The organism is Catenulispora sp. GP43, assembly GCF_041260665.1.
Classification (GTDB): Bacteria; Actinomycetota; Actinomycetes; order Streptomycetales; family Catenulisporaceae; genus Catenulispora.
In genome coordinates this window covers 44,710-56,962 of the sequence record NZ_JBGCCT010000027.1, presented here as the reverse complement: position 1 = coordinate 56,962, position 12,253 = coordinate 44,710, and the positions used below count along the sequence as shown (strand labels likewise).

The window sequence follows — 12,253 nt, the reverse complement described above, 5'->3', positions numbered from 1 at the left end:
AGCCACCCTCACCCGATCTCCCACCACATGCCTGGAGTGAGATGTCTCCCCTTTCCAGACGCAAGTTCCTGTCCGCTTCCGCGGCGGCGGCCGCCGGTGCCGCCTTCCTGCCGGAGACGCTGCGCACCGCGATGGCCGCCACCTCGGGCATGAGCGGCTCGCTCGGTGACATCGGCCACATCGTGATCCTGATGCAGGAGAACCGCAGCTTCGACCACTACTTCGGCACCCTGGCCGGGGTGCGCGGCTTCAACGACACCACGCCGTACCTGTTCCAGAACGGCACCACGGTGTCCACCCAGCCCAACGGCAGCAAGACCATCCTGCCGTGGCACCTGAACACCGCGACCACCAGCGCGCAGTGCGTCCCCGACCTGGACCACTCCTGGAGCGGTATGCACAACGCCTGGGCCAACGGCTCATACAACGGCTGGGTCGCCGCCAAGGGCGTCGACACCATGGGCTACTACACCCGGGCCGACGTCCCGTTCCAGTACGCGCTCGCCGACGCGTTCACCATCTGCGACGGCTATCACTGCTCAGTCATGGGCCCGACCAACCCGAACCGGCTGTACCTGTGGACCGGGATGATCGACCCCAACGGCACCGGCGGCGGTCCGGTCACCGACAACTCCGAGGCCGGCTACACCTGGACCACCTACCCCGAGCGGCTGCAGGCCGCCGGCGTCACGTGGAAGGTCTACCAGGAGACCGACAACTACGACGACAACGCGCTGGCCTGGTTCAACCAGTACAAGAACGCCGCCACCAGCAGCCCGCTCTACCAGCGCGGCATGGTCAAGTCCACGGACTCGGTCGCGGAGTTCCAGGCCGACGTCACCAACGGCACCCTGCCGCAGGTCTCCTGGATCGTCGCGCCGGCCGGTAAGTCCGAGCACCCGAACTACGCCCCGGCCCTGGGCGCGGACTACGTCTCGAAGATGCTCACCGCGCTGGCGTCGAACCTGGACGTGTGGTCCAAGACCGTCTTCATCCTCAACTACGACGAGAACGACGGCTTCTTCGACCACGTCATCCCGCCGACCCCGCCGGCCGGCACCCCCGACGAGTTCGTCGGCGGCCTGCCGATCGGCCTGGGCGTGCGCGTCCCGCAGATCGTCATCTCGCCGTGGTCGCAGGGCGGCTGGGTGGACTCCACGCTCTACGACCACACCTCCACGATCCGGCTGATCGAGGCCTGGACCGGCGTGCAGGAGCCGAACATCTCGGCCTGGCGGCGCGCGGTCTGCGGCGACCTGACCACCGCGCTGAACTTCGCCAGCACGACCACCACGTTCCCGACCCTGCCGGCCACCGGCCCGCTGGTGACCGCGGCGAACAACCAGTGCTCGACGCTGCCCGCGCCGACTCCGCCGAGCACGCAGAGCATGCCGACACAGGAGTCGGGCACGAAGGGCCAGCGCGCCACGCTCTACCAGCCGAACGTCACCGGCCGCTACGACCTGGCCGCCGGCCGGTTCTGGACCGACTTCTCCAACGCCGGCGCGCAGGCCGTCCCGCTGCAGGCCTACACCATGGCCTACCGGACCTTCGCAAACTGGCAGTACCTCATCGCGCCGAACTCGACGTCCTCGGACTACTGGAGCGCGCAGAGCGTCAGCGCCGGCAAGTACTCGCTCGACGTGCACGGCCCGAACGGCTTCCTACGGTCGTTCGTCGGCGACCTGACCACCATCAGCAACGCCTCGCTGCCGCATCTGGAGGTCATGCCGAGCTACGACACCGCGAACAACGCGCTGGTGCTGACCATGACCAACACCGGCACCGCCTCAGCGGTGATCACCGTCAAGGCGAACAACTTCATCACCGGCGGGCCCTGGACCTTCACGGTCGGCGGCGGCGCGACCGTCACCCATTCCTGGTCCACGGCGGGCGGCTGGTACGACCTGACCGCCACCGCGAACGTCGGCGACAACTTCCTGCGCCGCTTCGCCGGGAAGATCGAGACCGGCCAGCCCGCGGCACCCACCGGCAGCGGGGGCGGCGGCACGCCGGGCGTCCTGAGCCGGACCGGCTGGACGGTGAAGTACTTCGACAGCCAGGAGACCGTCGGCGAGAGTGCCCCCGCGACGAACGCTATAGACGGCAGCACCTCCACGTTCTGGCACACGCAGTGGTACAACGTCACGCCGAACCCGCCGTGCCCGCACGAGATCCAGCTCGACATGACCGCGTCGCACTCCGTGTCCGGCTTCACGTACCTGCCTCGGCAGGACGGGAGCAACCACGGCTGGGTCGGGCAGTACGAGTTCTACGTGAGCACCGACGGCACCAACTGGGGCACCGCCGTGGCGACCGGTACGTTCGCCAACGACAACACCCTGAAGACGGTCAACTTCACCGCAGCGACCGGCCGCTATGTACGGTTCAGGGCGCTGACGGAGGTCAACGGGAACCCGTGGACCTCCTGTGCGGAGCTGAACGTTATAGGGATCTGATCTACCGGAAGTACTGGTAGCGCATCTCCAAAAGGTTGTGGGAGGGGTCGAGGTTGTGCGGCTGCTTAGCGCCGGTCAGCACGAACCCCTCCCGCTCGTAAAAGCGGCGCCCTCTGTCGTTGTCGTCACGAACCAGAAGGGTCAGTTCCTTGGCGTCCGTGGTCCGCGCGAAGTCGACACAAGCCTGGTTCAGTAGGCGAGCCACCTCAGTACCCCGTGCTTCGGGCCGCACATAGACGCCGAGCACGTGATGCACGCCAGGGTGGGCATTGTGCGGCATCACGCCCCACATGCCGACCAACCGGCCGGTGGCGTCGTCGACCGCGACGAAGAAGGCCTGCACGTCCGAGGCCGCGTTGGTCTGCGCCCGCTCCTGCCACGTCTGGTCGGGGATGGCGAGCGCCTGCTCGTGGGTCTGCCCGAAGTTCGTCGGCGAGTCCAGCAGCGCCGCCAGGCGCAGTTCTCGGTAGTCCCGCCACTCATCCGCTGTGGTGCGGCGCACGCTGTAAGCCATACGGCGCATCCTCACAGGCCTCCCGATCCGGGTGCCACGGAATTACCTCAGGCGACCAGCCCGACGAACCCGGCGAGGAACGCCGGCACCCCGAGCCCGACCAGGCCCCAGCCCACGACCTCCATCAGGCCTTCGCGCTTGCACTGCCGGTGGTGCTCGGCCCGGCCGCTGCTGAAGCGGGCTGTGGACTCATGCAGCCACTTCGCTCCCCGATCGGACATGTCCACGCGCCGGTAGGCGAGCACCCTGAGCACGTCCAGGGCCAGCACCAGCCCGAGCGCGACGAACGCCAGGCCGAGCGTCACCGCGCCGGCGTCTCCCCACATGCCGTGCAGCGCGCCGGAATGGTCGGCGAGGCGGTCGCCCAGGGACCTCGAAGCGATCATCCATGACTCCCAAAACAGTGGATGCGGGACGTCGACCGCGAACGCGGCCAACCCGTCCCCGCCAAGAGTCTCACCTAAAGATCTGATAGTCGCGACATGTGGGACGAACGTGAGCAACGTTTCGATTAATTCACGGCGACCACGCGCACCACCCGCCCGGGCGCCCCAGCAGGCGCAGCAGCCCCACAAGCTCGACCATCGCCCTATGGTGGCCAAGCACTATGCCGCGATCTTCAAGGCGCCGGGGTCGAAGGGCTTCTCCTCCGCCGCGTTCGTGGGCCGGCTGCCGATGTCGATGCTCGGGCTGGGCATCATCTTGATGATCAAGGAGTCGACTGGGAAGTACGCGCTGGCCGGGGTGGTGGCCGGGACGATGGCGCTGGTGCAGGCCTTCTGCGGGCCGTTCCTGGCCCGGCTGATCGACCGGCGGGGCCAGGCCGAGATCGGGTTCCCGTCGCTGGTCGTCTCGACCGCCGCGCTGATCTCGCTGATGCTCTGCGTGCGCTTCGACGAGCCGACCTGGACCTGGTTCGGCTCGGCGGCGCTGGCCGGGGCCTTCCTGCCGAACGTCGGGGCGCTGGTGCGGGCCCGCTGGACCAAGCTCTACACCGGCACGCCGTCGCTGCACACCGCCTACTCCTTCGAGGCGGTGATGGACGAGGTCGTCTTCATGATCGGCCCGATCCTGGTCACCTTCCTGACCCTGCAAGTGCACCATGAGGCCGGGGTGGGCCTGGCCACCGGGTTCCTGGCGGCCGGGACCACGGCGTTTCTGATCCAGCACCGCAGCCAGCCGGCGCTGCATCCGCCCGAGCACCACACGGGACCGCCGGCCATCGCCATCCCCGGCATGCGCGTGGTGCTGACCTGCGCGATCGCGATCGGGGTGATGTTCGGGTCGATCGAGGTGGTCACCGTCGCCTTCGCCGAGGAGCACGGGCACGGCGACTGGTCCGGGCTGCTGCTGGCGGTCTACGCCGGCGGCTCCTTCGTGGCCGGTCTGATCTTCGGCGCGACGCACTGGTCCGCGCCGCTGGCCCGGCGGGCCCAGATCCTGCTGGCGCTGGTCCTGGTGACCGCGACGCCGATGGCGCTGGCGCCGGACATCGGCGTGCTGGCGCTGGTGCTGCTGCTGGCCGGGTTCGCCATCTCCCCGACCCTGATCACCCTGGTCGCGCTGGTGGAATACCTGGTCCCGGCGGCGCGGCTGACCGAGGGGATGGTGATCGAGACCACCGGCGCCGCGGTCGGGATCACCGCGGGTTCGGCGGTCTCGGGCTGGCTCATCGACCGTTCCGGGGCGCACACCGCATATCTGGTCCCAGTGGCAGGAAGCGCCCTCGCCCTCTTGACTGCGGTGCTCGGCTCGCGTTGGCTACGTCCGGGGGATCCGGCGATCGAGTGAACGGCGCGGCTCACAGCTGGCGTGCCGGCGGAAGAATCGGGTGAGGCGTGGCGGGCGCGAACGAGTGGTCCAACTGGGCCGGCAACCAGACGGCGAAGGCGGCCAAGGTGGTCACCCCGCGGACCGCCTCCGAGGTCGTCGAGATCCTGCGCACCGCCGACGACGACGGGATGACCGTCAAGGCGGTCGGCTCCGGCCATTCCTTCACCCCGGCCGCGGTCACCGACGGGGTCCTGGTCAAGCCGGACGGCCTGACCCGGCTCAAGCAGATCGACCGGGAGGCGGGCCTGGTCACGGTCGAGTCCGGGATGCCGCTGCACCAGCTCAACGCGCTGCTCGCGGAGAACGGCCTGGCGCTCACCAATATGGGTGACATCCAGGTCCAGACCGTCGCCGGCGCGATCGGCACCGGCACGCACGGCACCGGCCGCGCCTCCGGCTCGATCGCCGCGCAGGTCGCGGCCCTGGAGCTGGTCCTGGCCAACGGCGAGATCGTGATCTGCTCCCCCACCGAGAACGCCGAGCTGTTCCAGGCCGCGCGCCTGGGCGTCGGGGCGATCGGCTATGTGACCGCCGTGACGTTCCGCACGGAGCCCTCGTTCCTGCTGACGGCCCGCGAGGAGCCGATGAAGCTGGACGCGGTGCTGGACGGCTTCGACGACCTGGCCGACAACAACGAGCACTTCGAGTTCTACTGGTTCCCGTACACGACCAGCACCAACATCAAGCGCAACAACCGCTCGGCGGGCCCGGCCGCGCCGCTGTCCGGCTTCCGGCACTGGATGGACGACGAGTTCCTGTCGAACTCGGTGTTCGGCGCGGCGCAGCGGCTGGCCCGTACCGCGCCGCGGCTGACCAAGACGGTCTCGAAGGTCTCCGGTTCGGCCCTGTCGCCGCGCACCTACACCGACCGCTCGGACAAGGTGTTCACCTCGCCGCGGCGCGTGAAGTTCGTGGAGATGGAGTACGCGGTCCCGCGTACCGCGTTCGTGTCGGCCTTCCGCGAGGTCACCCAGCTGATCAACGCCTCGAACTGGAACGTGAACTTCCCGATCGAGGTGCGCGTCGTCCCGGGCGACGACCTGTGGCTGTCCACGGCGCACGGCCGCGACACCGCGTACATCGCCTGCCACATGTACCAGGGCACGCGGTTCGAGGAGTACTTCAAGGCGGTCGAGCAGGTACTCATCGGGCACGAGGGCCGGCCGCACTGGGGCAAGATGCACACCCGCGACGCCGAGTACCTGGGCAAGACCTACCCCCGGTTCGAGGACTTCCTCGGGGTACGCGACCGGGTGGACCCGAAGCGGATGTTCGCCAACGAGTACACCCGGCGCGTGTTCGGGGACTGACGAGCAGGGAGCAGGGAGCCGGTTACGCCGCAGCCGTCACAGGCGTGGCGGCAGTGGCGGCCGGAACGGGAGCGGTAGCAGGGACGCCGGCCACAGACTCGCCGCCGGCGAGCGTCAGCTCGCCCTTGGGCGCGTCGTACACCGCGCGGTCCAGGATGCCCTCCCTGGCGGCGACCACGACCGGCACCATGGCCTACCCGGCGACGTTGACCGCGGTGCGGCCCATGTCCAGCATCGGGTCGATGGCCAGCAGGATGCCGGCGCCGGCCAGCGGCAGGCCGAGCGTGGACAGGGTCAGCGTGAGCATCACGATGGCGCCGGTCAGGCCCGCGGTGGCGGCCGAGCCCACGACCGAGGTGAAGGCGATCAGCAGGTAGTCCTTGACGCCCAGGTGCACCCCGAAGACGAAGACGTTGGCGACGAAGATCGCCGCCAGCGCCGGGTAGAGCGCGGCGCAGCCGTCCATCTTGGTGGTGGCCCCCTCCTGGTGGTCGAGCAGCAGCTCCTCCTGACCGTCCTCGGCCCTGCCGACGACGCCCGGCGAGAGCCGCCCTTCCGCCTCGGCCTCCGGCCACAAGCGCGGCCTGGCGGCGACCGGAGCACGGTTCGCCCCGTTCCTCGGCCTGGCCGCTGCGGCGCTGTCCCTCGGGGCCGGCTTTGTGGCGTTCACCACCCGCAAGAAGGGGACGCACGCCTAGCCACCGGCGATTGTGAGACAGCAGGTCCGCATCCCGGACGGCAGTAGACGCGTCCGGGATGCGCTGCCACGCTGATGAGCATGTCCCGTGCCGGAATCGCCCTCGTCAGTCGACGCCACGTCGACTACGGACGCCTGTCCAGCATGGTCTGTACGGCCCGTACCGCGCTCTGACCCGCGCTTTCAGGCGGTTCGCCCTCCCGCGCCCCTCCCACCGGCCGTACGAACCATTTCTAAGGAAACCCTCGACATGACCGTCACCGAGCCCACGCCTGCCCGCGTCAGCCGGCCCCGCCAACAGCGCGGCGAGGGCCAGTGGGCCAAGGGCTACTTCACCCCGCTCAACGGCAACGAGCAGACCAAGAAGGACGACGACGGCCTGAACGTCCGGGCCCGCATCGAGAACGTCTACGCCCACCGCGGGTTCGACGCCATCGACGGCGGCGACCTGCGCGGCCGCTTCCGCTGGTGGGGCCTGTACACCCAGCGCCGCCCCGGCATCGACGGCGGCAAGACCGGCATCCTGGAGCCGGAGGACCTGGACGACAAGTACTTCATGCTCCGCGTCCGCATCGACGGCGGCCGGCTGAGCCTGGCTCAGCTGCGTGCGGTCGCCGAGGTCTCGGAGAAGTACGCGCGCGGCACCGCCGACGTCACCGACCGGCAGAACATCCAGCTGCACTGGGTGCGGATCGAGGACGTCCCGGCGATCTGGCGCACGCTCGAGGGCGTCGGGCTGAGCACCGCCGAGGCGTGCGGCGACGTCCCGCGCGTGATCCTCGGCTCGCCGGTGGCCGGCATCTCCACCGCGGAGATCATCGACGGCACCCCGGCCATCGAGGAGATCTCGCAGCGCTACATCGGCAACCCGGAGTTCTCCAACCTCCCGCGCAAGTTCAAGACCGCGATCAGCGGGCTGCAGGACGTGGTCCACGAGATCAACGACATCTCGTTCGTCGGCGTGGTCCACCCCGAGCTCGGCCCCGGCTTCGACCTGTGGGTCGGCGGCGGCCTGTCGACGAACCCGCACTTCGCCAAGCGGCTCGGCGCGTTCGTGACGCTGGAGGAGGTCCCGGACGTCTGGGCCGGCGTCTGCGGCATTTTCCGTGACTACGGCTACCGGCGCCTGCGCAGCCGCGCGCGCCTGAAGTTCCTGGTCGCCGACTGGGGCGCGGCGAAGTTCCGCGAAGTGCTGGAGACCGAGTACCTCAAGCGCGAGCTGCCCGACGGCCCCGCGCCGGAGCCCGCGCCGACCTACGAGCGCGACCACATCGGGGTGCACGTCCAGAAGGACGGCAAGTGCTACGTCGGCTTCGCGCCGCGGGTCGGCCGCCTCGACGGCGCGACCCTGGCCAAGATCGCCGACCTGGCCGAGGCGGCCGGCTCGGACCGGGTGCGCACCACCGCGGAGCAGAAGCTGCTGATCCTGGACGTCCCCGAAGACCGCGTGGAGGAGCTCGTCACCAGCCTGGAGGCGCTGGACCTGCGGGTCCGGCCCTCGGTCTTCCGCCGCTCGACGATGGCCTGCACCGGCATCGAGTTCTGCAAGCTGGCGATCGTGGAGACCAAGAAGAGCGCCTCGAACCTGATCGACGAGCTGGAGCGCCGGCTGCCGGACTTCGACCAGCCGCTGACCATCAACCTGAACGGCTGCCCGAACTCCTGCGCCCGCATCCAGGTCGCCGACATCGGCCTGAAGGGCCAGCTGGTCCTGGACGAGCACGGCGAGCAGGTCGAGGGCTACCAGGTGCACCTCGGCGGCCACCTCGGGGCGCAGACCAAGGACCCGGAGGACGTCGGGGACGGCGCGTTCGGCCGCAAGGTGCGCGGTCTGAAGGTGACGGCCGCGGGGCTCCCGGACTACGTCGAGCGCGTGGCGCGCCGGTTCCAGGAGCAGCGGCACGAGGACGAGACGTTCGCGCAGTGGACGCTGCGCGCCTCGGAAGCGGATCTGTCATGAGCGAGCGCGCGGCCCCGGCGTATTGCCCATACTGCGGGGACGAGGATCTGCGTCCGGAGGAGGGAAGCCACCGGCGGTGGTCCTGCCGCGCATGCCGCCGCGTATTCGAAATCGCGTTCGTCGGGTTGTTGGCATCCCGGGCCGACCAAGCCCGGGATTCGGCATCCGGGTCCTGACAAATAAACACTAAAGATACCTCCAAAAGGGCTCCCAAAAGCAGCTTCTCGAGATCACAATGGTCTGTGACGCCTCTATAAGGAGCCGCCAGTGACCATTTTCGGACCCGACATATCGTCGTACCAAAGCGGGCTGAGCTTGTCCCGGCTCGCGGACGCCGCCTTCGTCATCGCCAAGACGACCGAGGGCACCTACTACACCGACGCCGACTACCAGGGCTGGCGCGGCCAGGCCGCGCAGCTCGGCAGGCCCTTCATCTGGTACCACTTCCTGTCCGGCGAGAGCGCCTCGGCGCAGGCCGCGCACACCGCTGCCAACGTGGGGGACAAATCCCTGCCGGGCATGCTGGACGCCGAGCCCGCCGGCTCGTACTCGCCGACCCTGGACCAGATCGTCTCCTACGTCGACGCCGCCCAGGCCGCCGGCCTCAACCTGCGCCTGGTCTACCTGCCCCGATGGGTGTGGACACAGATCGGCTCGCCGGACCTGTCCGCGCTCACCGACCGGGGCGTCTCGCTGGTCTCCTCGCAGTACCCGGGCGGGTCCGGCGGCCCCGGGAGCATCTATCCCGGGGACGGGGCCGCCGGATGGCAGCCGTACGGCGGGATGACGCCCCTGATCTACCAGTTCACGAACCAGGCGTCCGACGGCGGCCAGACGTTGGACTACAACGCGTTCCGCGGCACGACGGCGCAACTGGTCACGACACTGACCCAGACGAACGCTACGGAGGACGACGACATGCCCGCATTCGCCACTGGTGTGATCGCGCCGGGGGACGGCGCCGTGACGATGGTGCTGCCGCCGCCGGCGAACTACGGCGGCGCCGGCTGGGGCGACGTCTGGTTCAGCCTGGGCGCCGACTTCGGCACGGCCACCGTGCGGGTCGCGATCTTCACCCACGGCCAGGGCTGGTCGCACATCTACGAGGACGTGGTCGTCGACGCCGCCGCCGACCGCGTGAACCCCTTCGGCGGGCCGCTGCCGACCGGCGTGCAGAAGATCAGCGTCGCGCGCCGGGGCAACCCGGACGTGCCGCTGGCCTACCTGGTCGAGGCCGTGCACCGCTGAGCCCGCGGCAAGGGCAGGGCAAGGGTCCGGGCAGCTCACCGCGAGGTGAGCGGCCGGAGAACCGGCGCTTAATCGTTTGAGGCCAACCCGTTGACCCGGGTTGGCCTCATTGCTAGTTTCCCCCTCGCAGAAGATCTCAGGGGACTGGTCCGGCGGCTTTCGCCGGGCGCTGACAGACCCCGTCGCACCACGGACGACACGAGCAGCGCGTGGTACCGCCGCGTGCTGATCCAGTGCGCCCGCGCACCGCAACGCCGTCGCGGCCAACCCTGGCCGGGCGGCGAGGTCCCAGCGAGAGGAAGCCACCCCATGCTCCGCACCCCCACCACCGCCCACGGCAAGGCGCGCCTGGCCGCCGCCGCCATCGGCGCCAGCGCCGCGCTGGTCGCCGCGCTCGGCACCTCCGGCTCCGCGCAGGCCGCGCCGGCTCCCGTGCGCCACGGCGTGATGCCCACAGTCGCCGGTGCCGCGCAGTTCCGTGCGCAGGCCGCCCGCGACGCGGCCACCTCGAAGGCCGCCACCGGCCCGGAGACGCTGTCCTACGGCGGCGGCATCGACGGCATCGGCGTGATGGACCAGCACCCCAAGGTCTATGTCATCTTCTACGGCAGCCAGTGGGGGACGCAGAGCAAGGACGCCAACGGCAACCTGACCTTCTCCAACGACCCGAAGAAGGGTGCCGCGCCGGCCCAGATGCTGTTCAAGGGCATAGGCACCGGCGGTGAGTCGTGGTCCGGGACCATGACCCAGTACTGCGACGGCTCGCTGGTCAAGGCCGGCGCGACCAGCTGTCCGTCCGGCGCCGCGCACGTGCCGTACCCGACCGGCGGCGTGCTGGCCGGAGCCTGGTACGACAACTCGGTGAAGTCCCCCGCCGCGGCCACCGGCCACCAGCTCGGCGAGGAGGCGCTGAAGGCGGCGAAGCACTTCGGCAACACCACCGCGGCCCTGAACCGGGGCGCCTACTACGTCATCCTGTCCCCGCACAACACCAACCCCGACAACTACCAGGGCCAGTACTGCGCCTGGCACGACTACAACGGCGACACCACCCTGACCGGCGGCGCCGTGGCGTCGACGGTCGGCGACTTCGCCTTCTCCAACCAGCCCTACAACATGGACTCCGGCGCCGGCTGCGGTGTCAACTTCCTGAACTCCGGCAGCAAGGGCACACTGGACGGCTGGACCATGACCCTGGGCCACGAGTACAGCGAGACCATCACCGACCAGAACCCGGCCGGCGGCTGGACCAACAACACCGGCTCGTCCTACAACGGCCAGGAGAACGCCGACGAGTGCGCCTGGCTCAAGGGCGTGACCGGCGGCGCGGGCAACATCAAGTTCGCCAACGGCACCTACACGTTCCAGGGCAGCTGGTCCAACGACACCAATGTGTGCGCGCTGACGCACGCGACGGTGAAGTGACGCAGTTCTGATCCAGTGCGGCTTCCGCGGAGCCTCAGCCTTCGGGCTGGGGCTCCGCGGGGGTCCACAGGCCGGGTCCCGGGGGCAGCACCACGCCGCCGGCCGGCTGCTCGTCCCGTGACGGCTCCGACTGCGCCGGGATGATGAGCGTGGGCGCGTCGTCCGGCGCGTGCTGCGGCGGGATCACTGTGTGCCCAACAGGGGCGGGCACACCGGGATCCGCCTGCCGCACCGTCTCGCCGTACACCTCCACCCCGTGCGCCCGCGCCGTGGCGACCAGACTGTGCCGCACGTCGGGCCAGGTCGCCATCACCAGCGCCGCGAACACCCCGGCCTGGAGCGTCTTCTCCCGCCCGAGCGCGCCGCGGTACACGATCTCGCTGACCACGTCGCCGCCGCGGGTCTTCGTCAGGCGCGGCCCCGCGAACTCCCCCAGCAGCACCATCGCGTGGTCCACCACCCACTTGCGGCCCGGCACCGGGGGCAGCATGTGCCGGATCTTCTCCGCCTCACGCGCCATCGCCGCGTCCGAGACCACCTCGACCACGTCCCGCACGATCACCCGGACGGCCTTGTCCCAGGGCACGTCCTCGCCGTCGAAGGCCACGTGGTCCGGCCCGACGGCCACCTCGCCGTAGCGGTCGAGCAGCCCCAGCGGCTTCAGGGCCAGCGACGGCAGATCCGTGCGCCGCCTCAGGTACGCCGCGAGAGAGATCTCCCACAAGGCGGTCGCGGGCGCGTCCGGCATCGGAATCATCGGTGTCTTCTGGTCCCCCACGCGGCTTACTCTAGCGATCCGCTGGCGGG

Annotated in this window: 10 protein-coding genes and 1 pseudogene; 7 read left to right on the top strand and 4 right to left on the bottom strand. The window is 69.8% G+C overall.

Annotated features, from left to right (window positions below; all coding sequences use genetic code 11):
- Window positions 1-41: 41 nt before the first annotated feature.
- Window positions 42-2,459 (top strand): phosphocholine-specific phospholipase C, encoded by a 2,418-nt coding sequence (locus ABH926_RS39430; protein ID WP_370371189.1) that lies wholly within the window; start codon window positions 42-44, stop codon window positions 2,457-2,459.
- Between the two features lies 1 nt (window position 2,460).
- Here the strand turns inward: ABH926_RS39430 and ABH926_RS39425 are convergent, their stop codons facing one another.
- Both ABH926_RS39425 and ABH926_RS39420 read right to left on the bottom strand, forming a co-directional pair.
- A complete protein-coding gene (locus tag ABH926_RS39425) occupies window positions 2,461-2,973 on the bottom strand; it encodes a GNAT family N-acetyltransferase (protein WP_370371187.1) in 513 nt (170 codons plus the stop codon).
- Between the two features lie 47 nt (window positions 2,974-3,020).
- Window positions 3,021-3,359, bottom strand: a complete 339-nt coding sequence (locus tag ABH926_RS39420) for a hypothetical protein (protein ID WP_370371185.1) — start codon at window positions 3,357-3,359, stop codon at window positions 3,021-3,023.
- Between the two features lie 205 nt (window positions 3,360-3,564).
- Between ABH926_RS39420 and ABH926_RS39415 the strand changes: the two genes are divergently transcribed.
- The gene (locus ABH926_RS39415) at window positions 3,565-4,764 is read left to right on the top strand and encodes an MFS transporter (RefSeq protein WP_370371184.1); all 1,200 of its coding nucleotides are present in this window, start codon (window positions 3,565-3,567) and stop codon (window positions 4,762-4,764) included.
- Between the two features lie 47 nt (window positions 4,765-4,811).
- Window positions 4,812-6,116: a D-arabinono-1,4-lactone oxidase gene (locus ABH926_RS39410; protein ID WP_370371183.1), complete on the top strand. Its 1,305-nt coding sequence runs from the start codon at window positions 4,812-4,814 to the stop codon at window positions 6,114-6,116.
- A 22-nt stretch (window positions 6,117-6,138) separates the two neighbouring features.
- Here ABH926_RS39410 and ABH926_RS39405 read toward each other — a convergent pair.
- Window positions 6,139-6,597 (bottom strand): annotated as a pseudogene (locus ABH926_RS39405) (cation:dicarboxylate symporter family transporter); the annotation flags it as partial.
- A gap of 466 nt (window positions 6,598-7,063) precedes the next feature.
- Between ABH926_RS39405 and ABH926_RS39400 the strand changes: the two are divergent.
- From ABH926_RS39400 to ABH926_RS39385, 4 genes are all read left to right on the top strand, one after another.
- Window positions 7,064-8,773, top strand: coding sequence for a nitrite/sulfite reductase (locus ABH926_RS39400; protein WP_370371181.1), 1,710 nt, complete (start codon window positions 7,064-7,066; stop codon window positions 8,771-8,773).
- Window positions 8,770-8,949: a hypothetical protein gene (locus tag ABH926_RS39395; RefSeq protein ID WP_370371179.1), complete on the top strand. Its 180-nt coding sequence runs from the start codon at window positions 8,770-8,772 to the stop codon at window positions 8,947-8,949. The genes ABH926_RS39400 and ABH926_RS39395 overlap by 4 nt, the downstream gene beginning before the upstream one ends.
- 91 nt (window positions 8,950-9,040) lie before the next feature.
- Window positions 9,041-10,021 carry a GH25 family lysozyme gene (locus ABH926_RS39390; protein WP_370371177.1) on the top strand — a complete coding sequence of 327 codons (981 nt, stop codon included), beginning with the start codon at window positions 9,041-9,043 and terminating at the stop codon, window positions 10,019-10,021.
- A gap of 309 nt (window positions 10,022-10,330) precedes the next feature.
- Entirely contained in the window at window positions 10,331-11,446 is a 1,116-nt protein-coding gene (locus tag ABH926_RS39385; protein ID WP_370371175.1) for a hypothetical protein, read from the top strand.
- 34 nt (window positions 11,447-11,480) lie between these two features.
- Here the strand turns inward: ABH926_RS39385 and ABH926_RS39380 are convergent, their stop codons facing one another.
- Window positions 11,481-12,224: a hypothetical protein gene (locus ABH926_RS39380; protein WP_370371173.1), complete on the bottom strand. Its 744-nt coding sequence runs from the start codon at window positions 12,222-12,224 to the stop codon at window positions 11,481-11,483.
- Window positions 12,225-12,253 lie beyond the last annotated feature (29 nt).

Excerpts from the sequence above, each read along its gene's own strand:
- ABH926_RS39425 (WP_370371187.1), bottom strand. The coding sequence starts at position 2,973 with ATGGCTTACAGCGTGCGCCGCACCACAGCGGATGAGTGGCGGGACTAC.
- ABH926_RS39385 (WP_370371175.1), top strand. The coding sequence starts at position 10,331 with ATGCTCCGCACCCCCACCACCGCCCACGGCAAGGCGCGCCTGGCCGCC.
- ABH926_RS39400 (WP_370371181.1), top strand. The coding sequence starts at position 7,064 with ATGACCGTCACCGAGCCCACGCCTGCCCGCGTCAGCCGGCCCCGCCAA.
- ABH926_RS39415 (WP_370371184.1), top strand. The coding sequence starts at position 3,565 with ATGGTGGCCAAGCACTATGCCGCGATCTTCAAGGCGCCGGGGTCGAAG.
- ABH926_RS39430 (WP_370371189.1), top strand. The coding sequence starts at position 42 with ATGTCTCCCCTTTCCAGACGCAAGTTCCTGTCCGCTTCCGCGGCGGCG.
- ABH926_RS39420 (WP_370371185.1), bottom strand. The coding sequence starts at position 3,359 with ATGATCGCTTCGAGGTCCCTGGGCGACCGCCTCGCCGACCATTCCGGC.
- ABH926_RS39395 (WP_370371179.1), top strand. The coding sequence starts at position 8,770 with ATGAGCGAGCGCGCGGCCCCGGCGTATTGCCCATACTGCGGGGACGAG.